The organism is Streptomyces achromogenes (genome assembly GCF_030816715.1).
GTDB lineage: Bacteria > Actinomycetota > Actinomycetes > Streptomycetales > Streptomycetaceae > Streptomyces > Streptomyces achromogenes_A.
The window spans coordinates 7776473-7800747 of record NZ_JAUSYH010000001.1 but is presented as its reverse complement, the minus strand read 5'-3'; the positions used below and the strand labels follow the sequence as shown (position 1 = coordinate 7800747).

At 72.7% G+C, this 24275-nt stretch carries 22 protein-coding genes and 2 pseudogenes; 10 read left to right on the top strand and 14 right to left on the bottom strand.

All coding sequences use genetic code 11. From position 1 onward, the window contains the following. Positions 1 to 153: 153 nt before the first annotated feature. Positions 154 to 1243: pseudogene (locus tag QF032_RS34725) on the top strand (DNA polymerase III subunit beta family protein). Here the strand turns inward: QF032_RS34725 and QF032_RS34720 are convergent. Beyond that, a complete protein-coding gene (locus QF032_RS34720; protein WP_307060584.1) occupies positions 1218 to 2054 on the bottom strand; it encodes a hypothetical protein in 837 nt (278 codons plus the stop codon). The pseudogene QF032_RS34725 and the gene QF032_RS34720 sit on opposite strands and share 26 nt — an antisense overlap. On the opposite strand from QF032_RS34720, the pseudogene QF032_RS40945 reads away from it, so the two are divergent. Both QF032_RS40945 and QF032_RS34710 read left to right on the top strand, forming a co-directional pair. Beyond that, positions 2016 to 2171, top strand: a pseudogene (locus QF032_RS40945) (acyl-CoA dehydrogenase family protein); the annotation flags it as partial. The gene QF032_RS34720 and the pseudogene QF032_RS40945 sit on opposite strands and share 39 nt — an antisense overlap. A 340-nt stretch (positions 2172 to 2511) precedes the next feature. After that, positions 2512 to 2853, top strand: a complete 342-nt coding sequence (locus QF032_RS34710; protein ID WP_307047979.1) for a winged helix-turn-helix transcriptional regulator — start codon at positions 2512 to 2514, stop codon at positions 2851 to 2853. Positions 2854 to 2891: 38 nt separating this feature from the next. Here the strand turns inward: QF032_RS34710 and QF032_RS34705 are convergent, their stop codons facing one another. Continuing rightward, a complete protein-coding gene (locus tag QF032_RS34705; protein ID WP_307047977.1) occupies positions 2892 to 3287 on the bottom strand; it encodes a nuclear transport factor 2 family protein in 396 nt (131 codons plus the stop codon). A 470-nt stretch (positions 3288 to 3757) separates the two neighbouring features. Here QF032_RS34705 and QF032_RS34700 point away from each other — a divergent pair, with 470 nt between their 5' ends. Then, the gene (locus QF032_RS34700; protein WP_307059164.1) at positions 3758 to 4978 is read left to right on the top strand and encodes a metallophosphoesterase; all 1221 of its coding nucleotides are present in this window, start codon (positions 3758 to 3760) and stop codon (positions 4976 to 4978) included. Positions 4979 to 5079: 101 nt separating this feature from the next. Here the strand turns inward: QF032_RS34700 and QF032_RS34695 are convergent, their stop codons facing one another. Then, a complete protein-coding gene (locus QF032_RS34695; protein ID WP_373430419.1) occupies positions 5080 to 5268 on the bottom strand; it encodes a hypothetical protein in 189 nt (62 codons plus the stop codon). Between the two features lie 77 nt (positions 5269 to 5345). Then, on the bottom strand, positions 5346 to 5915 hold the full coding sequence (locus QF032_RS34690) for a TetR/AcrR family transcriptional regulator (RefSeq protein ID WP_307059161.1): 570 nt from the start codon (positions 5913 to 5915) through the stop codon (positions 5346 to 5348). 270 nt (positions 5916 to 6185) lie between these two features. On the opposite strand from QF032_RS34690, the gene QF032_RS34685 reads away from it, so the two are divergent. Continuing rightward, positions 6186 to 6887, top strand: coding sequence for an SDR family oxidoreductase (locus tag QF032_RS34685; protein ID WP_306946999.1), 702 nt, complete (start codon positions 6186 to 6188; stop codon positions 6885 to 6887). Positions 6888 to 7472: 585 nt separating this feature from the next. Here QF032_RS34685 and QF032_RS34680 read toward each other — a convergent pair. Beyond that, positions 7473 to 8150 carry a helix-turn-helix transcriptional regulator gene (locus QF032_RS34680; RefSeq protein ID WP_373430508.1) on the bottom strand — a complete coding sequence of 226 codons (678 nt, stop codon included), beginning with the start codon at positions 8148 to 8150 and terminating at the stop codon, positions 7473 to 7475. 85 nt (positions 8151 to 8235) lie between these two features. Here QF032_RS34680 and QF032_RS34675 point away from each other — a divergent pair, with 85 nt between their 5' ends. Together QF032_RS34675 and QF032_RS34670 are read left to right on the top strand one after the other, a co-directional pair. Then, positions 8236 to 8670, top strand: coding sequence for a DoxX family membrane protein (locus QF032_RS34675; protein ID WP_307047969.1), 435 nt, complete (start codon positions 8236 to 8238; stop codon positions 8668 to 8670). A 306-nt stretch (positions 8671 to 8976) separates the two neighbouring features. Then, entirely contained in the window at positions 8977 to 10002 is a 1026-nt protein-coding gene (locus QF032_RS34670; protein ID WP_307059159.1) for a 6-phosphofructokinase, read from the top strand. Between the two features lie 64 nt (positions 10003 to 10066). On the opposite strand, the gene QF032_RS34665 is transcribed toward QF032_RS34670, so the two are convergent. The 5 genes from QF032_RS34665 to QF032_RS34645 form a co-directional block, all read right to left on the bottom strand. Beyond that, entirely contained in the window at positions 10067 to 11299 is a 1233-nt protein-coding gene (locus tag QF032_RS34665) for a PP2C family protein-serine/threonine phosphatase (protein ID WP_307047965.1), read from the bottom strand. Between the two features lie 237 nt (positions 11300 to 11536). Further along, on the bottom strand, positions 11537 to 12589 hold the full coding sequence (locus QF032_RS34660; protein ID WP_307059157.1) for a hypothetical protein: 1053 nt from the start codon (positions 12587 to 12589) through the stop codon (positions 11537 to 11539). A gap of 60 nt (positions 12590 to 12649) precedes the next feature. Further along, entirely contained in the window at positions 12650 to 13234 is a 585-nt protein-coding gene (locus tag QF032_RS34655) for a TerD family protein (protein WP_306947014.1), read from the bottom strand. A gap of 116 nt (positions 13235 to 13350) precedes the next feature. Beyond that, positions 13351 to 15705 (bottom strand): ABC transporter permease, encoded by a 2355-nt coding sequence (locus tag QF032_RS34650; RefSeq protein ID WP_307059156.1) that lies wholly within the window; start codon positions 15703 to 15705, stop codon positions 13351 to 13353. Continuing rightward, positions 15702 to 16439 (bottom strand): ABC transporter ATP-binding protein, encoded by a 738-nt coding sequence (locus QF032_RS34645; RefSeq protein WP_307059155.1) that lies wholly within the window; start codon positions 16437 to 16439, stop codon positions 15702 to 15704. Before QF032_RS34645 ends, QF032_RS34650 begins: the two co-directional genes overlap by 4 nt. A 212-nt stretch (positions 16440 to 16651) precedes the next feature. Here QF032_RS34645 and QF032_RS34640 point away from each other — a divergent pair, with 212 nt between their 5' ends. The 3 genes from QF032_RS34640 (at position 16652) to QF032_RS34630 (ending at position 19541) form a co-directional block, all read left to right on the top strand. Further along, positions 16652 to 17947, top strand: coding sequence for a sensor histidine kinase (locus QF032_RS34640; protein WP_307047957.1), 1296 nt, complete (start codon positions 16652 to 16654; stop codon positions 17945 to 17947). Beyond that, positions 17944 to 18645 (top strand): response regulator, encoded by a 702-nt coding sequence (locus tag QF032_RS34635; protein WP_307047955.1) that lies wholly within the window; start codon positions 17944 to 17946, stop codon positions 18643 to 18645. The genes QF032_RS34640 and QF032_RS34635 overlap by 4 nt, the downstream gene beginning before the upstream one ends. Before the next feature lie 125 nt (positions 18646 to 18770). Next, positions 18771 to 19541: a methyltransferase domain-containing protein gene (locus tag QF032_RS34630; protein WP_307047953.1), complete on the top strand. Its 771-nt coding sequence runs from the start codon at positions 18771 to 18773 to the stop codon at positions 19539 to 19541. A 252-nt stretch (positions 19542 to 19793) separates the two neighbouring features. Here QF032_RS34630 and QF032_RS34625 read toward each other — a convergent pair whose 3' ends face one another. The 4 genes from QF032_RS34625 to QF032_RS34610 all read right to left on the bottom strand — a co-directional run bounded on the left by QF032_RS34625 (position 19794) and on the right by QF032_RS34610 (position 24244). Beyond that, positions 19794 to 20891: a magnesium and cobalt transport protein CorA gene (locus tag QF032_RS34625; RefSeq protein ID WP_307047952.1), complete on the bottom strand. Its 1098-nt coding sequence runs from the start codon at positions 20889 to 20891 to the stop codon at positions 19794 to 19796. A 153-nt stretch (positions 20892 to 21044) separates the two neighbouring features. Continuing rightward, positions 21045 to 21713, bottom strand: a complete 669-nt coding sequence (locus QF032_RS34620; protein WP_373430418.1) for a sigma-70 family RNA polymerase sigma factor — start codon at positions 21711 to 21713, stop codon at positions 21045 to 21047. A gap of 267 nt (positions 21714 to 21980) precedes the next feature. Further along, a complete protein-coding gene (locus QF032_RS34615) occupies positions 21981 to 22718 on the bottom strand; it encodes a hypothetical protein (RefSeq protein ID WP_307047950.1) in 738 nt (245 codons plus the stop codon). A 116-nt stretch (positions 22719 to 22834) separates the two neighbouring features. Beyond that, the gene (locus QF032_RS34610; protein WP_307047948.1) at positions 22835 to 24244 is read right to left on the bottom strand and encodes a HEAT repeat domain-containing protein; all 1410 of its coding nucleotides are present in this window, start codon (positions 24242 to 24244) and stop codon (positions 22835 to 22837) included. Between the last annotated feature and the right edge of the window lie 31 nt (positions 24245 to 24275).

Sequence of the window (24275 nt, the reverse complement as noted above, 5' to 3'; positions counted from 1 at the left end):
GCCGACGCCCGTGCAACCGTGGGTGCGGCGTCAAATCCGTTCGGGCACGGCCGCCACAGAGGCCGACTGCCCGGCCTGAGTGACGTCTCCGGGCCGGCCGGAGTTGACCCTCGACCTTGTCGAGGGATCAGAGTTCCGGGAGTGGAGAACGACATGCGCAGCATCGGGGAGATGGCCCGGGACGGCGGACTGGGCGTGAGCGCGCTGCGGTTCTACGACCGGGCCGGTGTGCTGGTCCACCGCCTGGGTGGACCCGGTCAGCGGGTACCGCTGGTACGAGGCCGGGCAGCTGGAGGAGGCCCGGTTGCTGGCCCGGTTACGCCGGGCGGGCATGCCGCTGGCCGATATCCGGCTCGTGCTGGCCGCGTGGTCCGGCGCCGACATGGACCTGGTGCGCGGTCTGCTTCAGGCGCACCTGCGCCGTCTCGAGCTGGGACTCTCCGATGCCCGCAGCGAGTTCTCCGCGCTCCGAGCACTACTCGACCGCAGGGAGACACACCCCATGAACTCGCTCCACACCGCCACCACCGCCCGGTTGTCCGTCCCCGCGCCTGAGTTGGCCGCCGCGCTGGACGCCGTCCGCTTCGCGGCCGGTACCGACGCGGAGCTGCCGATGCTCGGCGGAGTCCTCTTCGACGTGGAGGGCGACGGCCTTCACCTCGTGGCCACCGACCGCTACCGGATGGCCGTCGCGCAGGCACCCACGACCGGGCACGGCGGGCCCCGGACACAGGTCGTCGTGCCTCTCCCGCTCGCCGACGCGATGCGGGCGCTGCTCACCGGTGAGGAGCCCGTCCACCTCCAGCTGGACGGTGACCGCGTGACGATGGAGACAGGCGACCGGCAGACGGCCGGCCGGAGCCTCGGCCACGAGTTCCCCGACTACCGTCGTCTCGTCGACCTCCCGGCCGGCCGCCGGGCCCACATCGATACGGCGGCCTTCCGTCAGGCTCTGGAATCGGGCCCGGTCCGCCTGAGCGAGACGCGTGAGCAGGACGGCGAGCCGCACGACCTCAGCGTGCTCAGGGTGGCGGAGAACGGGTCCGTGATCGTGTGCGACGACAATGACGACGACCAGGCCAACGTGGCAGTCAACCGCGAGTTCCTCCTGGACGCGCTCGCCGCCGGGGCCCGGGACGAACTGATCCTGGAACTGGGCGCGCCCACGGCCCCGCTCGCGATCCGCCGGCCCGACGACGAGGATGCCTTCTCGCTCCTCATGCCGGTCCGGTCGGAAAACTAGGTTCCGCCCGGCGGATGTCTCCGACCTGCTCGATCGCCTGCCTGGCGGTGAGGGCGAGCAGGTCGGGCAAGGACATCCCGTCGTCCGGGTTTGTGGGGGTCGGGCGGAGGATGCCGGCGGCTTCGGGGGCGTACCGGGTGCCGTCGCATGCGGGGCAGGCGATGTCGACGTCGGGCAGGAACCGGACGTCGAGGGAGACCTGGCCGGTGCCCTCGCAGCGGGGCCAGCGCAGGGAGCCGGTGTTGTGGGAGAAGTCCGCGGCGGTGAGCCCCCGCTGCTTGGCCGCATCGGTGGCGGCGTAGGCGCGGCGCAGGTCGTCGAAGATGCCGCTGTAGGTCGCGACGGTGGAACGGACGTTGACTCCGGTGGGGGTCGCGTCGACCGTGTTCACCCGGGTGATCGCCTGCGCGTCCACCGCGGCCACATGGTCGGGCAGTGCTCTGCCCGCGGCTTTCGCCTGGAGCGCGGGGATCAGGCTTTCGAGGATCAGCGTGGTCTTGCCCGATCCGGACACGCCGGTCACGGCGGTGAGGCGGCCCCGGGGGATGTCGACGTCCAGGGCGTGCACGGTGTGCAGGGGCCGGGTGGAGAGGTGGATGCGGCCTTGGTCGGACATCGTGTCGCGGTCGGCCCGTTGGCGGACGAGGACGGGTTCGCGGCCGGTGCGGAATCCACCGATCAGGGAGTGGGGGTCCTTGCCGAGAGTGGTGACGTCGCCGGTGGCCAAAACGGTGCCGCCTTCGGTGCCCGAGCCCGGGCCGATCTCGATGAGCCAGTCGGCTTCGCGCAGGAGTTGGGGCGGATCGTGCACGCCGCCGTGGAGACGGGCGCGGCCGGCGATCCCGTCGTGCGCGAGCGACTGGTGCGGCTGTGGGCGGAGTTGCGGACCATGCGGTGGAACGCGTTGCGGACGCTGGGCGAGGTAGCCGAGGCCGAGTTCGACCAGGAGAGGCGAGGCGGCGAGCAGGTCGCTCGACCCACCTGCGTCGGACGTGACAGCGCCCGCCGGCCGACCGGCCTCGCCTGCCGGGATCCGAGCGTGAAGGCGACGCTCGCCCCCCTCCTTGACCCGCGGTCCCTCCGCAGCGTAGGAAAGCCCTGACCCCCGCCATGCTTCCGTGCGCCGAGAACACGGCGGCTTCGGTCGCCCGGCGGGGCGGTCCCGCGAGAATCCCGCCTGCCGGGTCCCTGCACTCACCTTCGGTGACCATCGCCTCGACACAACCGATGAGGGCGTTCACGTGCCACAGTTCCCGACGTTCGATGTCATGACGGCGACCTGCCCGTCCCGCACCTCGCTCGCCCGCATCGCCAACAAGTGGACGGCCATGGTGGTCATCGCGCTCAGCGTCGGCCCCCTGCGCTTCCGCGACCTGCGCACCAGCGTCGACGGCATCAGCGCCAAGGTCCTCACCGAGACGCTCCGGGACCTGGAACGCGACGGGCTCGTCACCCGGCACGTGTACGGCGAGGTCCCGCCCCGGGTCGAGTACGAGTTGACCGCACTGGGGCGCACCCTGTACGCCCCGCTTCAGGCAATCGCCCTCTGGGCCGAGGAACACTTCACCGAGGTACTCGCGGCACGCGAGAGCTACGACGCCCGCCAGTGACCTGACCGGTGCTTCCGCCCGGGAAGGGTAGGGGCGGCCTACTTCCCCCAGAAGGCGTCCTCGGCCACCTGGTCGTGGGAGAACAGCCACATCTCGACGATCTTGCCGTCCTCGAGGCGCAGGACGTCCACGCCGTCCATGCTCATGGACGCGTCCTCGCGCCGCCCGGCGAAGTGGATCGAGGCGGCCACCATGTCCCCGTTGCCCATGAGGGCGTGGATCGCGTCGATGGCGAAGGAGCCCTGGCTGGCCTCCATCATCCCGCCGAGCATCGCGAAGACGGCGTCGCGCCCCTTGCGCTCACCGGAGAACCGGTTGGCGCCCGGCTGGTGCCAGACGATCTCCTCGTCCAGGAGCTCGCCCACCTTGGCCAGGTCACCCGTCCGGACGGCCTGGAAGTACTCACGTGCGATGTCGACGTTCTTGCTGGTCATGACAACACTCCTTACGCCTCTGACGCGGAGGCGGGACGACTACCGTTACGAGGTGGATGCGAGCCGCGACGTGCGCGACTCGGGATGGATCAACGACGCGCGGTCCGGCGTCGGCAGACCTGCTCCCCGGGCGCCGCCCCGGAAGTCGTCGGCCTGCCGGCCCGCCGAGAAGAGCCGGACCCCGCGGTGCACTTGGCCTCGATCCGCAGGCTCTCTCCTTCGGCGAGTTCTCCTGCTGCGTCTCCATACTCACCATCGGTGTCCGGTCACCTCAACGTAACCAATGGGATGACGTGACGCACGTCACACGCCGCGCCGATACTGCCGGGAGTCCGTCCCCCAGGGCAGGATCCGCGGTCGCGTGGCGCGACGCGGCGCGGCGCGGGCGTCGCCCATGAACGCCGGTCCGGCCGGTCCCGGGGCGACCGGATAGAGTGCGCGAAACGGCAGCCTGGTCAGGGAGCGGAACCGTGACCGACACGAGCGACACCCGGCCCGCGGACAGTGCGGCGCAAGCGCCGCGGCGCAGCCGACTGCACCGCCTGATGCGCTATCTCCCCCTGATCGCCCCCGTGCTGCTGTGGGCGGTGCCCTGCGTGGTGCTCCTGCACACCGGGCAGCACTGGCCGCTGTCCGTCATGGTGGCCGGCACCGCCCTGTGCGTCCTCGGCCTCGTCGGTATGCCGCTCGCCATGGTGCGCGGCCACGGCCGGCGTCAGCAGGACCGGGCCGCGATCGTCGGTGACACCCTGCTGGGCACGGGCTGGGTGCTGTTCACCTGGTCCGTTCTGCTCGGTGTCCTGCTGCGGCTCGCCCTGACCCTGGCCGGCGTCGGCGAGAGTCAGGACCGGGCCCGCGTCGTCACGTGGGCGGTCCTCGGTGTCAGCGCCGTGCTGCTCGCCTGGGGGTACGCAGAGGCCCGCCGTGTGCCGCGCGTGCGTCGACTGGACGTGCTACTCCCGCGGCTGGGAGCCGGGTTGGACGGCACCCGGGTCGCCCTCATCACCGACACCCACTACGGCCCGCTCGATCGCGCTCGCTGGTCGGCACGGGTGTGCGAGACCGTGAACACCCTGGAAGCCGACCTGGTCTGCCACACCGGCGACATCGCGGACGGCACGGCCGAACTCCGCCGCGCCCAGGCCGTCCCGCTCGGTTCGGTGCGGGCCACCCGGGCCCGGGTGTACGTCACCGGCAACCACGAGTACTACAGCGAGGCCCAGGGCTGGGTCGACCTGATGGACGAGCTGGGCTGGGAACCGCTGCGCAACCGCCATCTGCTTCTCGAACGGGGAGGCGACACCCTCGTGGTCGCCGGTGTGGACGACGTCACCGCCGAGTCCTCCGGCCTGGCAGGCCACGGCGCCCACCTCGCCGGAGCCCTGAACGGCGCCGACCCCGACCTGCCCGTCCTGCTCCTGGCGCACCAGCCCAAGTTCGTCGACCGGGCGGCGGCCGCCGGTATCGACCTCCAGCTCTCCGGCCACACCCACGGCGGCCAGATCTGGCCCTTCCACCACCTGGTCCGCATCGACCAGCCCGTCGTCGCGGGCCTGAGCCGGCACGGCGCCCGCACCCTCCTCTACACCAGTCGCGGCACCGGCTTCTGGGGCCCGCCGTTCCGCGTCTTCGCCCCCAGCGAGATCACCCTGCTCGTGCTCCGCTCCCCGCACCCGCCCACGCCGTCGTAGGAGCACCGGGCGGGCCGGCGCACCCCCTGGAGCACGGTTTCACAGGCGCACCGCGGAGCCGCCGTCGTCAGCGCCGGGCACGCCCCGGGTTCTGCGGTGGGTCACCAGCCCAGCGCGCCGTGCCGGTCGCGCAGGGCTCCGGTCGGGCCGTCCGCCCCGATGGTGGCGAGTCCGACGACGGCGTCGGTCCCCTCGGCCACCGTCTGAGCGCCGCTGTGCCCGTTGAAGTCGGTCGCGGTGTAACCACGTCGACGGCTCCTCGCCTCCGGGGCCCGGCCTGCTCTCGGCACCGTGACACCTCGCGAGAACGACGGGACGTCGGTACGGCCGTGACGAGGCTGCGCGCCGGATCCCGCGGCGTGGCGGGTCAGCGCATGCCCGCCGCGTCGAGCAGGACGGCCACCGTGGGAGCGATGAGCCCCGCCGGTGTGTCGGCCCCGATCCCCGCGCGGGCACTTGCGCCGTCGAAGATCAGGATCAGCTGCCGGGCCAGCAGATCCGGGTCGCTCGCCCCACCCTGTCCGGCCTCGGAGCGGAAGAAGGCCGTCAGGTTCTCCTTGACCCGGCGGGCCACCCGGCTCGCCGGGTGGCCCTGATCCTTGAGCTCGATCTGCACGGCGAGGTACCGACAGCCCAGGAAGTCGGGCGCACCCGCCTGTGACGCCAACTGGTCGAACACGTGCATGATCCGCTCGCGCGGTGAACGGTTGTCGTCCGATGCGGGCAGGAGCGTCGCCGCGTAGGCGGAGGCGCGAGCCTCCAGGCTCGCCGCCAGCAGTTCGTCCTTGCTCTCGAACAACTGGTACATGGAACGCTTCGACACCCCCGCCGCCTTGCACAGCGCGTCGACGCCGACACCGACACCGTCTCGATAGGTGAGCGCGGCTGCCGCCTCCAGCAGGCGCTCTCGGGGACTCGGCTTCGCTTCGGTGGTCATACGGCGAGGTTAACTCCATTTCGCCCCATTGCAAACCGATCGGTTTACAAGGCTCGACGGGGCGGCTCCCGACGCCGTCCACGGCCGGGAACCGGGCGATCCCGGCTCAGCGGGCGATCACGAGGCGACGGTGGCCACGAGCGCCGTGCTGATCGAACCGCCCATCCGCCGGCCCGCGTCGACCAGCGCTCCCTCGTGGCGCTTGCGCTGGGATACCGATCGGTTTACTGTAGTGGAAACCGATCAGTTTCCAATTCTGCGGAGGCAGTCATGACCGTTCTGAAGGGTGCGAACGTCCTCGTCACCGGCGGCAGCCGGGGCATCGGCAAGGCCCTGGTGGAGGAGCTCTACGCACGCGGCGCAGGCAAGGTCTACGCCACGGCCCGCGACCCGCGCGGCGTGACGCACCCCGACGCGGTGCCCGTGGCGCTGGAAGTCACCGACCCGGCCTCCGTGGCGGCCGCCGCCGCACAGGCGGGGGACGTGACCGTGGTGATCAACAACGCCGGCGCCTCGGTCGGCGCGTCCTTCCTCGACTCCCCGGTCGACGACGTGCGCCGGGAGTTCGAGACCAACTTCTACGGCCCGCTGCTCGTCGCCCGTGCCTTCGTGCCGGTCATCGAGCGCAACGGCGGCGGCCACCTCCTCAACGTGCACTCCGTGCTCTCCTGGATCGCGCTCGGCGGCTCCTACAGCGCCTCCAAGGCCGCCCTGTGGTCGCAGACCAACTCCCTGCGTCTGGAGCTCCAGCCGCGCGGCATCTCCGTCACCGGACTGCACGTCGGCTACGTGGACACGGACCTGGCGGCCGGCGTCGACGCACCGAAGTCCGACCCCCGTGACGTCGCCGCACTCGCCCTCGACGGCATCGAGAGCGGGGCCTACGAGGTCCTCGCCGACGACATCTCACGCCAGGTCAAGGCCGGCCTCGCCGGCGACCTGACCGGCCTGTACGCCCAGCTGGCCGACTAGGCCACCTCACACGGGGAGACCCACCCAGGACCCACGTCCGCGGATCCACGTCCCCGGGACCACCAGCCGCACCATCCCCAGACGCGCAGGACGCCACGCGGTCCTCGCTCCTCGCCCGCGTGGTGGTCGGCGGCGTCCTGCGGTGCGGGTGGGGTGCGGGTGGGGTGCGGTGATTCGAAGGCGAGTTCATGACCTTTCCTGATGTCCTGCCTCAGTTCTCCAGGACGAAGATCGGCTTGTGGCCGGCGCGGCGGAGGTCAGCACGTCGGGGATCTCGTCCCATCCATAGATCCCGCTGGTGACCAGCTCGGGGTGGAGCAGCCCGGCGGCCACCGCCTCCAGGGTCGGCGTCATGTTCGGCCGTGCGTGGCCCTTGCCGTTGCGGAAGTGGACGCCGCGCTGGTACAGCGACAGCAGCGGGAGCGGGACCTCGTCGAAGTGGATGCCGACGCTGTTGCCACGAGGCCGGCGCCATCCGCCCGGGGGTGACCGCCGCCGACGTCCTCCGCGCCGGCGCCGGCATCTGGCAGATCGACGCCAACGGCGACCGGCACGCTCACGGTCCGGTGCCCTTCCGTGCAGCGATCAGGTGACGGGCTCCAGGCGGACGCAGCACCGACCCGGGCCGGGCGAAAGACAGGCCTCGTATCCGCGCTCCCCCAGCCCGTGCAGGACACCGCGCAGCAGGTGCAGGTTCATGCCGCAGACCGTCTGCGTGTGCTCACGGGCCAGGGCGTGGAAGGGACAGTTGCCCAGAACGATGGCGTCCTCCTCACGGTGGGGCTCGAATCCGTATCGCTCCAGGACGCCGGACAGGACTGCGCCGCCCGCCTCCCCCAGGTGAGTACCGAGCTCTTCGGCCTTGCGGTGCAGCACCTGTTCCACCGCCTCACCGGTCGCGGCGGATTCCTCCACGGCCTGGGCGAGCAGCCGCCCGGCCAGCTCGTAGCGCCGGTCGGGCAGGCTGACCGCGATCTGTTTCGCCGAGCGCCGGTACAGCTTGGCCGGCCGGCCCGCACCCGGCCCCGTCCGCCCGCTGCGCCGCTCGTAGACCACGTCGAGGAGGGACTCGTCGGCGAGGCGGTCGAGATGGAACGCCGCGGTCTGGCGAGCCAGACCCAGCGCGGCCGCGGCCTCGTCCCGGCCGACGGGGGCCGGCTGGCGCACGACATGGTCGTACAGCCGCCTGCGCGTCGGCTCGTCCAGAGCGGCGATGGCGGAGACGTCGGCGTCGCGTACTTCCTTCGGGTCGGTCACGAACACCAGTGTAAAACCCATGGCCATTGACTAAAGAAGAGTTCCGAGCTTCTATAAGTAATGAGAGTCTCTTATAGAAGGAGTGGTCGTCATGTCCTCCGTCACCACAAGCACCACGCCCGCCGCCGCGCGGCGCGGCCTGCTCGCCGATCCGGGCTATCAGGCGTTCGTGATCCTGCGTACGGCCTTCACGGTCGCGCCGATCCTGTTCGGGCTGGACAAGTTCGCCAACCTGCTCGTGGACTGGCCCGCCTACCTCGCGCCGTGGATCGACGACCTCGTTCCCGGCAGCGCCCAGGCCGCCATGTACGCGGTGGGCGCCATCGAAATCGTGGCGGGCATCGCCGTGGCCCTCGCGCCCCGCTTCGGAGCCTGGCTGGTCGCCGGCTGGCTGGGCGGCATCATCGTCAACCTCCTGACCATTCCCGACTACTACGACATCGCGCTGCGCGACTTCGGACTCCTCCTCGCCGCCGTCGCACTCGCCCGCCTCGCCGAGCGCTACCACGGCGCGCGACGGCACTGAACAGGCGCGACACGTGCCGGCCTGCTCCGGCGGGCGGACCTTCCGAGGACCGCCCGTCACGGCCTGCGGACCCTTCGGCCGGAGCAACCGACCGGCACGGCCCGCACCTGGTCAGCGAGGCCCGGGACGGGCCGGAAGCCGGACGGAACCTCTCACGAGCGAGCGGTTCGGACCCCGCGTCCGTCGAGTGGCCGCCGGGTGGCGAACGGGGGGAGGCTGGAAGCAGGCGACCTTGTTCCCGGCAGCGGTCCCGATCGCCGCGGGGGCGGCGGTCGCGCGGGCCGTCCAGCGGATGGGAGAAAGCCCATGAGGGTCGGAGTACTGACCGGCGGTGGTGACTGCCCCGGCCTGAACGCCGTGATCCGCAGTGTCGTCCGCAAAGGCGTCGACGCGTACGGCTTCGACTTCGTCGGGGTACGGGACGGCTGGCTCGGCCTGCTCCGCGATGTCGTCCTGCCCCTGGACATCGCCAGGGTGCGGGGGATCCTCCCCCGCGGCGGAACCATCCTCGGCTCCTCCCGCACCAACCCGCTCACCCACGAGGACGGGCTGCGACGCGTCCAGGACACCCTCGCCGCGCACGACGTGGACGCGCTGGTGGTGATCGGCGGCGAGGACACGCTCGGCGTGGCCACCGAACTGAGCCGTCGGGGAATCCCCCTGGTCGGCGTGCCCAAGACCATCGACAACGACGTCTCCGGCACGGACTACACCTTCGGCTTCGACACCGCGGTCGGTATCGCGACCGAGGCCATCGACCGTCTCCACACCACCGCCGAATCCCACATGCGCGCCCTGGTGGTGGAGGTCATGGGACGGCACTCCGGATGGATCGCCCTGCACGCCGGCGTCGCGGGCGGCGGCAACGTGATCCTCGTCCCGGAGCGGCCCTTCGACATCGACCAGGTCTGCGAGCAGGTGAAGAACAGATTCAGGATCAACTACGCCCCGATCGTCGTGGTCGCCGAGGGGGCCGCTCCGAAGGAGGGGCAGGTGGTCCTCAAGGACCGGTCGCGCGACGAGTTCGGCCATGTACGGCTGTCCGGCGTCGGCGAGTGGCTGGCCCGGGAGATCTCGGAGCGCACCGGCAAGGACGCCCGCACCACGGTGCTGGGGCACGTCCAGCGGGGCGGCACCCCGAGCGCCTTCGACCGCTGGCTGGCCACGCGCTTCGGGCTGCACGCCATCGACGCGGTGAAGGACGGCGACTTCGGCGTCATGGTCGCCCTGCAGGGCACCCGGATCGTCCGCGTCCCCCTCGCCGAGGCCACGGCGAGCCTCAAGCTCGTCGATCCGTCGCTGTACGACGAGTTCGAGGTCTTCTTCGGCTGACCGGCCCGGTCCGTCGCCGATCGCGACGGGAGGCGGCGGACGAGGGGCGGCCGGGCCGGGAGGTTCACAGACGGAGGACGACCAGCGCGGTGTCGTCGGTGGCGCCGGTCGGGGGCAGCAGGTCGGCCAGGAGGGCGTCGGCCAGAGCCTCGGGGTCGGACCGCCCGTGGCGGACGAGGGAGTCGGCGAGACGGGCCAGGCCGACGTCGATGTCCTCGTGGCGACGCTCGATCAGGCCGTCGGTGTACAGGACCAGGGTGGCGCCCTCGGCGAAGGCCGTGCGGGCCTGCGGCCGCGGGACGTGCTCGGGGCGCGCGCCGAGGGGCGGGTCGGTCGCCTGGTCGAGGAAGGTCACGGTGCCGTCCGGGGCGAGCAGGGCGGGCGGCGGGTGGCCCGCGCTGCTGTACGTGACGGTGTGGGTGGCCCAGTCGATGAAAATCTTCACCACGGTGCTCGACTCGGCCCCGTCGACATGGCGGGCGTACAGACCGAGGGCCTCCACGGCCCGGGCGGGGCCGTCGGCGACCCGGGAGGCCGCGCTGAGCGCGCTGCGCAGCTGCCCCATGACACCGGCCGCCCGCAGGCCGTGGCCGACGACGTCACCGACGGCGACCGCGATGCGGTCACCGGGCAGGTCGACCAGGTCGTACCAGTCGCCGCACACGTTGAGGGTGCCGACGGCGGGCCGGTAGCGGACGGCCGCCCTGTGGTGCCCGACCGGTGTGGGGGCGGGCAGCATCGCCGCCTGCAGGGCCAGGGCGACCTCGCGATCGTGCGCGTGGGCGCGGCGCAGACGTTCGTTCACGTCCTGCAGTTCACGGGCACGGGTGTACAGCTCGGCCTCGAGCACGCGGGCCCGGCTGCTGTCGCTGCCCGTGCCGCCGCGGGCGCGGATGAGTTCGGTGACCTCCTCCACCCGGTGCACGATCAGCACCACGTCCCCGTCCGGGCCCAGGACGGGGGCGTTGACCGGGCTCCAGAAGTGCTCCACCCAGTGGCCCGGCCGCGCACTGTCCTCGATGTCGTAGCGCAGCAACGCCATGGTGTCGCGCTCTCCGGTTGTCACCACGCGCAGCATCGACGCCTGGGTCTCGCGCATGCCGGCGGCGGCCGCGTCGTTGGGGTTCTCCGGGAAGACGTCGAACATGTAGCGGCCGAGCAACTGCTCGCGGGTGCGCCCGGCCAACCGGAGGAAGTCCTCGTTGGCGTCGGCGTACACCAGGTCCGGGGTCAGCAGAGCCACCATGCCGGGGAGGGCCCGGAACACGGCCGCGTAGTCGATCCGCGGTTCCCTCATGTGCTGCCCGCCTCGGTGCCGCCCGTCACTGTGCTGCTCCACGATAGGAGGGAATGCGCCACCGAGCCCCGGCACTGCCCCTTCCGGCCCACGGCCGTCACCTGCGCGGCCCCACAGCGACGCCCGACGTCCCGCACCGCGTGCGATCGGACCGGTTCATCCGGTCAGGGACCGATGTCCCATGGGTCCGGGCCCGTCGGCCCAGGACGGGCGGGCGGACGGGGCGACATCCGTCGCCTAGTCACCCCCGCCGCCGCCACCGTCCCCTCCTCCGCCGTCACCCCCGCTGTCGCCTCCGCCGCCGTCTCCGCCGTCCGCGCCCCAGCCGTCGCCGCCACCGGGTTCGTTGTCGTCGCTCCCCTTGCCGAGGTTGGTGAACCAGGGGCGGTCCCACCCCTCGTCGGCGGCGACGGGCCCGGACCCGCTCGCCGGGCGCCGCTCCGACCGGAACCGCGCCGAGCCCGTGGTGTCGCCGAGCCCGAAGGCGACGGCGAAGACCTGCGCCATGACGGCGTCCAGCGGATCAGGGCTCTCGTACCGCACGGGAGCCAGCGGCAGCAGTACCGCCCCCGGCTCGGGCGCCGGCCGGCGAGGGGGCCTCGACAGCAGGGCGACACACCGTTCGTCGCGCAGCAACCGCGAGGTCAGCGCGTTCTCCCGGCGCAGCACCCAGCGCTGCCCCGGCAGTCGCACCTCCACGTGACTCCTGGATCTGCGCAGCTTCCTCTTCAGTGCCAGCTGCGCGGCGACGCCGTCGACCGTCAGGCGCAGCCCGGCGGACTGTTCGGGGGCGTAGGGGGTGAAGCCGTGCGGTGCCCGGATCCGCACGACGGGGGCGTGCGGCCCCCAGACGTCCACACGCGCCAGACGCCGGTCCACGGCGACGGTTATCGGCCCGGCCGGGCCCGGTGCGAAGCGCCGCGCGATCCACAGCGGCACCTCCTCGGCCCGGGCCCGGTCCGCCAGGGCCGCCACCTGGGCGGGCCCACCGCACCGGCGCACCGCCAACTCTCCCAGCCTGCGGGCGAACTCGGCGGCCTGCCGCACCCTCACCGGCATGGCGGCGCCCGTGGCACGGGTCACCGGCACCACCCCCGCACCCTCCGCCAGCCGCTCCAGCGGGCGTTCCGTCCCGCCGCCGCCGAGCCAGTACCCGCGCTGGAACGCCTCGGCCATGGCAGCGAGGTTCAGTTCACTCAGCGGGGTGGTCCTGCCGCCCCTGCGCACGTGGTCCTCGGTCAGGTCCACGGTCCGCGCGAGCGGGTTCCACGACCGTTCACCGTAGAGCACCTGGTTCACCCTTGCCCCCGTTCACGCACTCGGTTCGACAGAACGCACCTGCACACATCGCTACTTGCTGACGGCGAAACGCATCAGGGCGTGTTCGTCGCCCTGCTTGACCTTGCCCGTCACGTTGATCACCTCGAGTTTCCAACTGCCGCCGACCCGCAGGGCCTTCGCCACGGCGCAGCCGTTGTCCTGGGTGAGCAGACTCGGCCAGATGTCGGCGACCTGCTGGGGGTTGCCGCCGGTCGCGTCATAGACCTTGAAGCTGATGTTGCGCGCCTTCTGGAAGGAGCTGCCCTTCTTGTAGGCCGCGGCGACGAACACGATCGACGTGATGTTGGCCGGTATCCGGGCGAACTCGACGGTCACCGTCTCGTCGTCGCCGTCTCCGTGCCCGGTCTGGTTGTCACCGCTGTGCACCAGCGAGCCGTTGCCCATCGGGTCGAGTGAGTCGAGACCCGCGAGACGCACCGGATCCGCGCCCTGCATGGCGACGGCGATCAGGTCGAGGTCGGTGCCGGTCTTGCGGCGCAGCTTGCCCAGCACGCCGCCGCTGCTGCCGGCGGTGGGGTCCCAGGAGACCCCGATGGACAGATGGGTGACCCCGTCCAGGTCGGCCGGGCCGTCTTCCTTGGTGAGGGTGATCATGGGTGGCTCATCCTTAGGTCAGAAGGGACTACAACCGCAGAGTCTGCCTGGTGCCTCCGCGGTTCCCGCATCGCGGTCGACGAGCGGGCGTCCGTCGGCCCGACGGCTCCCCGGGCCTACTCGGTGCGCAGGGCGGTCGCGGTACGCGCCGCAGCCGCCCGGCCCGCGGGCAGCAGCGCCCCCAGGACGGCGATGAGCAGGCCGCCCAGCGCGAGCAGGGACAGCCGGTCCGCGGGGTAGACGGCGAGGACGGAGTCCGGGAGTTCCAGTCCGGCGCCGCGGCCCATGGCGGGCACGACCCGGCCGTGCAGGGCGACGCCGAGCAGAACGCCCAGGACGCCGCCGGCCAGCCCGGTCAGGACGACGGAGGTGACGACCATCGCGATCATCTGCCGGGGGGTCATGCCCAGGGCCTTGTGGACGCCGAGTTCACGGACGCGCTCGCGGGTGTCGAGGACGACCGCGTTGAGAACGCCCAGGGCCGCAACGGCGACGAGCATCAGCGTCAGGAGCGCGGACAGTGCGTTCAGGGTGGCGACCACGTCGCTGCCGCCTTCGGTCCCGCCGGCCCGGGCGGTGACGCCCAGGGGCGCCAGGCTCGTGTTCAGCGCGTCGGCGTAACCGGCGGCGGGGGTACCGGATGTCACCGCGATGTGCTGCGTGGTGTCGGTCAGGTCCGGGTGTGCGGGTGCGAGCGTCGCGGCGTCGGTGAACACCTGCATGCCGTCGTTGCGGGGGTCGAGCACCTCGCCGACGATCCGGACGGTGACCGCCTCGCCCGTGCCGCCCAGACCGCCCAGCGCGACGCTGTCCCCGAGGTGCGTGCCGGTGGCGGTGAGGAAGGGCGTGGGCACGGCGGCCTCGCCGGGCTCGGCGATCCAGCGGCCGGAGACCATCGCGTAGCCGCCCCAGGACGCGTCGCCGGTGAAGGCGACGACCGTGGTGGTCCCGGCCGCACCGGAGACGGTGGCCCGGGCCGTCGCGGTCGTGTAGTACGCCCGGGTGCCGGGCTGGGCCTCGATCGCCGCGGCGACGGCGGCGGCGTCGGGCTCGGGCCGTGTGCCGGGGACCGGCCCGTCCGGGCCGGGTTCCGGCAGGGGCGCGGCGACGGTGACGTCGGCCGCCTCGTGTGCCCTTGCCTTCATGACCTCGCCGAGCGACGCCCCCATGCCCACGGTGAAGGTGACGGCGGTGGCGCCGAACAGGATCGCCGTCCCCGTGGCCAGGGCACGGGCGGGGCGGGCGAAGGGGCGGGTCAGTCCCAGGGCGAGCGGCCGTGACAGGGGCAGCCGCCCGGCCAGGCGCGCCGCCCACCGGCCGCGGTCCGTCCGCGCGCCGTGCCCGAGGGCGATGGCGTCGGCCGTGCGCAGCCGGCCGGCCCGCCAGGCGCTCGCCCAGGCGGTCACCGCGATCAGTCCGAGGACACCAGCGACCACGGACGCGTCGACCCAGGGGGCGACCGCCAGGGACGTGGTGCCGTACACGTCCTCCGTCTCGGACATGACCGGCACCGCCAGCAGATGGGCCGCCAGGAGGCCGAGCACCGTGCCCGCCGCCGCCGTGACGAGCGCCTGGCCGACATAGGCCCGTACCACCTGCGCCGGGGTGAAGCCGACGGCTTTGAGGACGCCGATCCTGGGCAGTCCCGCGCCCACCGCGCCGGCGACGACGTTGCCCACGATGAGCACCGACATGACCAGGCCCAGGACGCCGAACGCGAGGAGGAAGGGCACGTACAGCGCGGTGTCGCGCTCGGCGGACGCCCTGACGCTGAGCCAGGACCGCGTCGCGGTCACCGCCCTGCCCCCCGCCGTCACGGCCACGCGGCCTGCCGCGACCTGCGCGGCCGTGTCGGCGGCGGTGAAGCGGTAGAGCATCTGGTGGCCGCCGGGACGGCCGGGCGTGGTGAGGGCCGCGGCCTGGGCCGGTGTCACCCACGCGTCGGCGCTCCCGGTGACCGAACGGGCCGCGCCCACCACTGTCAGGACGGGGTCGCCGGGCAGTCCCGGGAAGGCCAGTTCGAGCCCGAGGTCGGGAAACAGCGAGGCGTCGGCGTTCAGCACGATCTCGCCGGGCCGGACGGCCCACCGCCCGGCGCTCAACGTGAGGTCGTCGACCGGGCCGTCGGGATCGCCGCGGCCCACGACGGTCATCGGCCACACGGCCCTGCCCCCGCGGATCCGCGGGCTTGCCGACACGGTGCGGAACGGTCCGGCCACGGCGGCCACCCCGTCGGCGCGCCCTGTCTCCTTCACGCGGCCGGCGTCGGTGCGGGCCGCGTCGAACTCGACGGACAGGTGCGCGCCGTGCTGCCGGGCGAAGGCGTCGTCGAAGGGCGCGCCCGAGACCACCAGCAGCGAGCCTCCAAGGACGGACGCGGCGACCGCCACCATCGCGGTCAGGCCGATCACGAACGTCTGCACCCGGCGCCGCTCCACGCCCGAACGCACCACCCGGCTCAGCGCGCTCACGGGGCCACCTCCACGCCCGTGTCCGCCACACCGGTGCCGCCCATGCCGATGCCCTGCACACCGGCGTCCTCGGCGATCCGGCCGTCGACGATCCGTACGGTGCGGCGGGTGCAGGAGCGGGCCAGGGCGAGGTCGTGAGTGACCATCACCAGGGTCTGTCCCTCGGCGTTGAGCTCCCTGAGCAGTCGGCCGACGTCGTCGCCGGCGGCCGTGTCCAGTGCGCCGGTGGGCTCGTCGGCCAGGATCAGCGGCGGGCGGTTCATCAACGCCCGGGCCACCGCGACGCGTTGGCGTTCACCGCCGGACAACCGCCCCGGGTGGGCGCGGGCGTGCCGGTCGATGCCGAGGGTCTCGAGGAGTTCCGCGGCGCGGCGGTGCGCCGCTCCTCGCGCCATGCCGGCCAGTTGCGCGGGCAGTGCGACGTTGTCGGCGACGGTCATGTCGTCGAGGAGGTGGAAGAACTGGAAGACCATGCCGACCTTGGCGCGCCGGTAGCGCGCCGCCGCGGCCTCGCCCAGCCCGTCGACCCGTACGCCGTCCACGGTCACGGTCCCCGCGTCCGGCCGGTCCAGGCCCGCGATCAGGTTGAGCAGCGTGGACTTGCCGCTGCCGGACGGACCGAGGATCACGACCGCCTCACCGGCTCCCACGGTCAGCGACACGTCGTTCAGGGCGGGCGGCCCGTCGTCGTATCTGCGGCTCACGTCGCGCAGTTCGATCAGCGGCTCGGTCATGAAGGCTCCTTGCTTCCGCGTGTCCGGCGCCCTGGACGCTAGGCGGGCACCGGGGCCGGCCACGTCCTTCGCCCGAGCCGTTCGCGGTCCTCCGTGGGAACGAGGGCCTGCCGGGGTCCTCCCTGAGAAGTAGGCGTCCGGCGTAGGAGGTGCGCCGGAAGTGATCTCCGGGACGGATCCCGCGGGGGCGGCGCGACGGCGAGAATGTGCCGGTGACGAACGAGACGACCGTGGTGGACCGGGTCCGTGAGGCAGCCCGCCGTGCGCTGCGCCCGACCGGGCCGGCACCGCGCCTCACCCGGCGCGGCCGGCGGTTCGACCTGGCGCTGGCGGCGGCCTTCGCCGTCACCACCGTGTACTACGCCGTCGACGTCGCGGACAACCAGGTCCGCGAGATCCTCCCCGGTGTGGGCAAGGCGATCCACCCGGCCGGGACGCCCGCCGCGATCGCCCTGAGCGCCCTGGCGCTCGTCACCTCCGGCGCACTGGTGATGCGCCGCCGCTTTCCGCTGGCCGTGCTCTGCGCGGTGACCTGCCTGGCCCTGCTCACCCCGCAGGACGTCGCCCGGCTGACCTTCTACCCCCTCGTCGTCGCCGTGTACAGCGCCGCCGCGTACAGCCCGTACCGCACCCCCACCCTGGTGGCACTCCCGACGGCGGTCCTCCTCGTCTACACGTCGGGCTCCTCGACCACGCACGTCTACCCGTACCAGCCGGGCATCGTCCCGAACGAGTACGTGGTCCTGTGGATCCTCGGGCCGCTGGCGATGGCCGCCAACGGCCTGCGGACCTGGCGGGTGCGCACCGACGAGGGCCGCGCGCGGCTGACCGCCGTGGAACACGAGCAGGCCGACGCGCTGCGTCGGGCCGTCGCCGAGGAACGCGCCAGGATCGCCCGCGAACTGCACGACGTCGTCACCCACAACGTCAGCGTCATGGTCATCCAGGCCGGCGCCGCCCGCAGGGTCATGAGGGCCGTACCAGACGAGGCCGACGAGGCGCTGCTCGCCGTCGAGGCGAGCGGACGGGCCGCGATGACCGATCTGCGTCACGTCATGGGCCTGCTCACCATGGACGGCGACGGCCACGCCGCGGACCGCGCCGGGGAGCTGGCCCCGCAACCGGGCCTGAAGCAGCTGGAAACGCTCGTCGGGCGGGTCCGTGACACCGGCCTGCCGGTCGACCTCGAGGTCACCGGAGTGGCCCGCCCCGTACCGCCGGGCATCGGGCTCACCGCGTACCGAGTGGTCCAGGAGGCGCTGACCAACACGGTGAAACACGCGGCCGGGGCGCGGGCGGCCGTCCGTGTCGAGTACTCCCCCGGCCTGCTCCGGGTGGAGGTCTCCGACACCGGCGGTGCTCCCGGCCCGGCCGCGGCCGCCGGCAACGGGCGCGGGCTGCTCGGCCTGCGCGAGCGCCTCTCCGTCTACGACGGAACCCTGGACACCGGCCGGCGCCTCACGGGTGGTTACCGTGTCGAGGCACTCATCCCCCTGGAGGCACCGTGACCGAGCCGCCGCCCCGCGTGGTGCTCGCCGACGACCAGACCCTCGTCCGCACCGGCTTCCGGATGATCCTGCGCTCCGACGGCATCGAGGTGGTCGCCGAGGCCACCGACGGGGCCGAGGCCGTCGACGCGGTCCGGCGCACCCGGCCCGACGTGGTCCTGATGGACGTCCGGATGCCGGAGATGGACGGCCTGGAGGCCACCCGCCGTATCCTCACCGGCGTTCCGGGCGAACCCCGCGTGATCATCCTGACCACCTTCGACCTCGACCAGTACGTCTACGCGGCGCTGTCCGCCGGCGCCAGCGGATTCCTCCTCAAGGACGTCACCCCCGAACAGCTGATCTCCGCCGTCCGCACGGTCCGCTCGGGCGACGCCCTGCTCGCGCCGGCCGTCACCCGGCGTCTCGTCGAACGGTTCACGCGGCAAGGGAGCCAGGGCGCCGCGATCCACCGCGACCTGGCCTCGCTGACCTCGCGCGAACGCGAAGTCCTGGGTCTGGTCGCCCGCGGACTGAGCAACGCCGAAGTGGCCGGCCGTCTGCATCTGGCCGAGACCACCGTCAAGACCCATGTCTCCCGCGTCCTCGGCAAGCTGCAACTGCGCGACCGCGTCCAGGCCGTCATCGCCGCCTACGAGACCGGGCTGGTCAGCGTGGGCGAGCGGGGGCCCGAGCAGCCGGCCGCCGGACACCCGTGAGGCGGGCCGGCGGTCGCCGGTGGCGCGGCACCTCGTCGAAGCCGTGAATTCGCCGTCTCGCTGCGCGCCGGAGTCCGAAAATCCTATGCTGACCCGAGGGTGGCAACGACCTGGGGAGATGCCTGATGAGCGCAGCAGGCAAGGGCACGTCGGCATGGAAGTCCGGGGTCAAGCGGCTCCTGGGGCGCACGGGGTTCGACATCGTGCGCAGCGGCAACAACCTGGGGGGCGTCGACGACTTCATCCCCTTCGAGGCGACGATGCGGGCCGCCCGGGCGTCCGGTATGTCGGTCGGCGACCACATCGACACGGTGATGAACGGGACGCCCGGCGCCACCCGGTCCACCATCGACGAACTACGCGCTCTCGGCGTCTTCGCCGCCGGTCCGGCAACGGTGCTGGAGATCGGCCCCGGGTCCGGACGGTATCTGGAGAAGACGTTGAAGGAGTGCGCGCCGGACCGCTACGAGATCTACGAGACGGCGGCGCCCTGGGCCGACTACCTGGTGAACACGTTCGGCGTGATCGCTCTGCCGACAGCGGGGTCCAGTCTCGCGCCGACCCCCGACGCCAGCGTCGACCTCGTTCAGGCACACAAGGTCTTCAACACCGTGACCTTCCTCTGCGCCGTCCGCTATTTCTTCGAGATGGCACGTGTCACGAGGCCCGGTGGCCGGATCGTCTTCGACGTCATGACCGAGACCTGCCTGGACCCGGCCGCGGTGCGCACCTGGGCGACGCAGGGCGGGACGGGGCACGGCTCCTTCCCGGCCGCCATGCCGCGCGGGATGTGCGTGGACCTCTTCGCCTCCCTCGGCTGCGGCCTGGAGGCCGGCTTCCTGGCTCCGATGGGCGTCGCCTCCACGGAGGTTCTCGTCTTCCGCAAAGGGGCCTGACCCAGGGAGCGGGTGAGCGGGGGAACCGACCCTGACGGAACAGGCGTTCCTGACGGCCGGACTCGAGGCGCGCGTGGCGGAACTGCGTGCCGCGGCCCGGACGACCCGCAGGGCACGGCTTCACCGCCGACGCCCGCTCCTGTCTGGTCGGCGACGAGGAGCCGGGTACGGATGCGATCCGTCGCCGACGGCAGAGAGCTGTTCGCTGCGGCCACGCCGAGCGACGGCGGGGCAGACCTTACGGAGCCCCTACTAGAGCCAGCCGTTGCGTTTGAAGCCGCGGTGGATGACGACACAGGCGGCGGCCATGACGGCGAGGGCGAGGGGGTAGCCGAAGCGCCAGCGCAGCTCGGGCATGTGGGCGAAGTTCATGCCGTAGACGCCGCACACCATGGTGGGGACGGCGATGATCGCGGCCCAGGCGGTGATCTTGCGCATGTCCTCGTTCTGGGCGACGGTGACCTGCGCCAAGTGGGCCTGGAGGATCGAGTCGAGCAGGGCGTCGAAGGCGGCGATCTGTTCGGTGACGCGCAGGAGATGGCCGGCGACGTTGCGGAAGTACGTCTGTATCTCCGGGTCGACGCAGCTCCGCGGATCGGTGGCGAGCCGGTCGAGGGGGCGGCTGAGCGGGACGACGGCACGCTTGAACTCGAGGAGCTCGCGTTTGAGCTGGTAGATCCGGCCGGCGTCGGCGGCTCGGGGGCTGAGCGGGGAGAAGACGTCGGTCTCGGCCTGCTCGATGTCGTTCTGGACCGCGTCCGCGACGGTGACGTAGTCGTCCACGACGTGGTCGGCGATGGCGTGCAGGACGGCGGAGGGGCCCTTGGCCAGTTGCTGCGGGTCCGCCTCGAGGTCCTCCCGCAGGGGCCCGAGGGAGCCGTGCCGGCCGTGGCGGACGGTGACGACGAAGTCGGGGCCGGTGAACACCATGATCGATCCGGTGTCGACGACCTCGCTGGACGCGGTCAGCTCGGTGTGTTCGACGTAGGTGACGGTGTTGAACACGGCGAACAGGACATCGCCGTACTGCTCGACCTTGGGGCGCTGCTGGGCGTGGACGGCGTCCTCGGCGGCGAGCGGATGCAGCCCGAAGAGCTCCGCGGCTCCGGCGAATTCCTCCGCGCTCGGTTCGTGCAGGCCCAGCCAGACGAATCCGCCCCGGTGCTTGCGGGCGTACCCCACGGCCTCCTCCACGGAGTCGGCCGGCGGTCGACGGACCCCGTCACGGTAGACGACGCAGTTGACGACGGCGGAGCCGAGCGGGGAGCGGGCCGGATGACTGAGGTCCACGCGCCGTCGGCTGCGCCGAGCCAGGCTCGCGACTTTGCGCAGGTGGCCGACCATGGACATGCGGGACCTCTTTCACCGGGGTGCGGACAGTGTGCCAAACGCCCCCGCGCAGGACGTGAACCGGACCTGGCGGAACGCCCGGCCCCGGGAGGGGCACGGACGTTCCGGCGGCCTGCCGGGCACCCATGACGCCGGGCAGGCCGCGACGTCGCGTCAGGCGGCGAGGGGGGTCGGGGCCTCGGCCCCGCCCCCTCCCTCGGCGCCGTCGGAAGCCTCGGCCCTCTCGGCTTCCTCGAGGAGGCCGACGAGGGTCGCGCGGGCCCGGGCCACCCGCGAGCGGATCGTCCCCACCGGGCAGCCGCCGGCCTCGGCCGCCTCGGTGTAGGGAAAGCCCGCCAACTGCGTGAGGACGAACGCCTCCCGGCGCTCGGCGGGCAGCGCGTCCAGCAGGTCGAGCAGGGCCACGCCGTCGTCGAAGCCGGGCAGGCCGGCGGGCTGGGCGCGCTCGGCGCAGCTCGTCCAGTCGTCCACGTCGGCCCGCCGCGGCCGGGCGGCGGCGTGGCGCAGGCTGTCGACGACCGTGCGGCGCGCGATGGACAGCAGCCAGGTGCGTGCCGACGAGCGCCCCTCGAACCGGTGCAGGCTGCCGAGCGCCCGCAGGAACGTGTCCTGCGCGAGGTCGTCGGCCAGTTGCCGGTCCGCGGAGAGGTACGTGACGTAGCGGACGACGTCCGGATGCAGGGCCCGCACGAACCGGTCGACGGCGTCGGGATCGCCGGTGCGGGCGGCGAGCGCCCAGCCGGTGGCCGCGTCGTCGGGCGGCGTCGTCCTGAGGTGCTCGTCGGACGACGCCGGGAGCAGGGGGAGGACAGGAGTGATCACCTGAAGTCCTTCTCGGGTGGTCCGGGACGATCGGCGCAGCGAGGCGAGACGAGGCGACGCGCGGCGGCACAGCGCGGCACGGCGCCGGGCAGGCGCCCGGAGGGACGTGCACGCTGTGAGGTCCGCCGCTGCGGAGGGTCCCGGGACGGGAGGGAGACGGGGACGGGACGAGGACGCACGACGTGTGCCCGCCCCGCGTCCGAAGCCTCGGAGCCGACGCCGCGACAGACGCGGCGGCGGCAGGACGGCTTCGGGAAGCCGGCTGTCTCAGACGACAGCGGTCCCGGCCGGAGGCCCCCGAGAGATGATCGTGTGCGTGAGCGTCAGCCGCGGGATCCGCCCGGCACGCTCGCGCGTCGGCCGCAGGCGGGGCCGGCGCGGCGGGGCGGGCAGGTCGGCGAGCGGCAGGAACAGCGGTGCGGCGAGCCGTCCGGCGACGGCGCGCAGGAGCCGGAACGCGGCCCGCTCGCCGTGGGCCAGCCACAGACCGGTCAGCAGGGCGGCCAGCGTGTGGGCGGCGAGCATGCCCAGCGACGACATGCCGCCGGCGCTGTGGACCATGTGCCCGAGGTGCTCGGCGTGCGCCGCGTGCCCCATGCTCATGGAGTTCATGGAACCCGGCGAGCCCATGTCCATCGCGTCCATGGACATCGAGCCCGCAGAACCGGCGGACATCGAACCGGCGGACATCGAGCCCGTCGACATATCGCTCGAGTCCTGTGCCGCCGAACCGATCCCGGACGCCGGAGCCGCCGTCCGGCCCCACGAGAAGGCCGAGTGCAGCGCCCCCTGAGCGACGACCACGACGGTCACCACCAGCGGGAGTCCGCGCTCACGCCCCGCCAGAGTCCAGCCGACGCCGGCTGTGGCGGCGAAGCCGGCGGACATCGTCCACCACGGCACGGAGGAGCCCGACATGAGTACGTGTCCGAGGGCGGCGAGCAGCACGCAGACGGCCGCGAACACCGCGGCGCGTACCGTGCGCGCACCCCACCCAGCAGTCATGACGGCCTCATCCTCGCATCCGGGCTCCGCTCGTCACGGATGGGTACGCACAACACCCCGGCCCGGCACTCACTGTGCGAAGAGTGATACAGGACACAGCGCCAGGAGGCGATGCGTCAGACCGGAAGTGCCCCTGCCGGGTGCCCGTGTCGGCGGCCGCACGCGGTCAGCGCGAGCACCCCGTGCCCGCCGACGGTCGTCTCCGCTCCGACGGAGCCGGGGTCGACCGACAGCCGACGGGCCACGTCGACGGCGTAGCACGTGTCGGGGATCGCGAGTTCCTCCTTCACCTGGCGGTATCTGGCCTGGAACGCTTCGCTGTCCGAAGGGTTCACGCCGTCGAAGGCGTCGTCGGGGAAGCCGTCCTGATGGGGCAACAGGTATCCGGCCTCCGCCGGGTGGGCCGGTCCCCCGTCTCCGGTGCCGCCGTCCGCGTCCTCGTCGCTCTCTTCGGCGTCGAAGGCGTCGTAGTAGCGCACCACTTCGCCGCCCTCGGCGACGCACCAGGCGGTCCAGTCGTCGCCGCAGCTCATCCCGTACCACTGTGCCGCCCCGAATCGCCTGCCGAGAGCCGCGCACCGCTCCCGCACCACGCGTTCGCGGACCTCGTCACGGAGGGCGTCGTCGGCGTCCTCCATGCGATGGGTGTCCTCGGACGAGGCGCCGAAGACGAGTGTCCAGCCGTCCAGCACCGGGCTGACGAACACCCGTGCGCAGTCTGCGTGTTCGCGGCGGTGCCGCCAGTCGTGGTGATCGTGGTTCCAGGCGGCCGCCCCGGTGCGCAGGGTGACCGGTTCGGCGTCCCCCAGATCGAAGGCGTCAAGCACGGCGCTCCGATCGGCGCTCGGCACCGCGTACCAGGACCCGCAGAGGTGCATGGCCTCCGGGATCTCCCCGGTCCGCAGAATCGTCGTCAGCCGTCGCCACGCGTCCAGGTCTTCCGGGTCCAGCGCGGCCGGACCGCCGACGGCCGCGAGCGCCTCCAGCGCGCCGGCCCGCAGCCGGGGTCCGGGGGCGGGCTCCCGGCGTACCCGCCGCAGCGCGGGAACGACTCCGCCCCCGATGGCCGCGAACGCCCACACGGCTCGCTGCCGGACGCTCTCCCGGGGATCCCCCAGCAGGGGGATGAGCTGATCGGTGAACTCCAGCGCCGCTTCCCCCTGACACTGGAAGGCGAACAGCGCGTCTTCGCGGACCCTCGGGTGGGAGTGACTCAGCAGCGGCACGTAGACCCCCGCGTCTGCGACCTTCAGACGCCCGAGCGCCCAGCCGGCCCTGCGGGCCGTCTCCGGGGAGTCTGCCGATGCGGCCCGGGCGAGGGCCTCGGCCAGCGGGGCGAGTGCGGGCTCGCCGATCCGGCACAGCACGTCCGCGGGGACGACCCAGTCCACGGGCGACCGCTCGTCGCAGAGCACCTCCAGGACGGGCGCCACGGCCTGGGCGCCTCGTTCCACGAGGGCGTCACGGGCGGTCCGGGTCTGCTCCCAGGAGCCGGTGAGTCGTTCGATCAGCGAGTTTCGGTCCACGGCGGGGACTGTAGCCCCGGCCACTGACATG

Excerpts from the sequence above, each read along its gene's own strand:
- QF032_RS34665 (WP_307047965.1), bottom strand. The coding sequence starts at position 11,299 with ATGAGGGAACCGCGGATCGACTACGCGGCCGTGTTCCGGGCCCTCCCC.
- QF032_RS34655 (WP_306947014.1), bottom strand. The coding sequence starts at position 13,234 with ATGATCACCCTCACCAAGGAAGACGGCCCGGCCGACCTGGACGGGGTC.
- QF032_RS34705 (WP_307047977.1), bottom strand. The coding sequence starts at position 3,287 with ATGACCAGCAAGAACGTCGACATCGCACGTGAGTACTTCCAGGCCGTC.
- QF032_RS34625 (WP_307047952.1), bottom strand. The coding sequence starts at position 20,891 with ATGTCCATGGTCGGCCACCTGCGCAAAGTCGCGAGCCTGGCTCGGCGC.
- QF032_RS34630 (WP_307047953.1), top strand. The coding sequence starts at position 18,771 with ATGAGCGCAGCAGGCAAGGGCACGTCGGCATGGAAGTCCGGGGTCAAG.
- QF032_RS34675 (WP_307047969.1), top strand. The coding sequence starts at position 8,236 with ATGTCCTCCGTCACCACAAGCACCACGCCCGCCGCCGCGCGGCGCGGC.
- QF032_RS34645 (WP_307059155.1), bottom strand. The coding sequence starts at position 16,439 with ATGACCGAGCCGCTGATCGAACTGCGCGACGTGAGCCGCAGATACGAC.
- QF032_RS34710 (WP_307047979.1), top strand. The coding sequence starts at position 2,512 with ATGACGGCGACCTGCCCGTCCCGCACCTCGCTCGCCCGCATCGCCAAC.
- QF032_RS34685 (WP_306946999.1), top strand. The coding sequence starts at position 6,186 with ATGACCGTTCTGAAGGGTGCGAACGTCCTCGTCACCGGCGGCAGCCGG.
- QF032_RS34670 (WP_307059159.1), top strand. The coding sequence starts at position 8,977 with ATGAGGGTCGGAGTACTGACCGGCGGTGGTGACTGCCCCGGCCTGAAC.
- QF032_RS34690 (WP_307059161.1), bottom strand. The coding sequence starts at position 5,915 with ATGACCACCGAAGCGAAGCCGAGTCCCCGAGAGCGCCTGCTGGAGGCG.
- QF032_RS34615 (WP_307047950.1), bottom strand. The coding sequence starts at position 22,718 with ATGACTGCTGGGTGGGGTGCGCGCACGGTACGCGCCGCGGTGTTCGCG.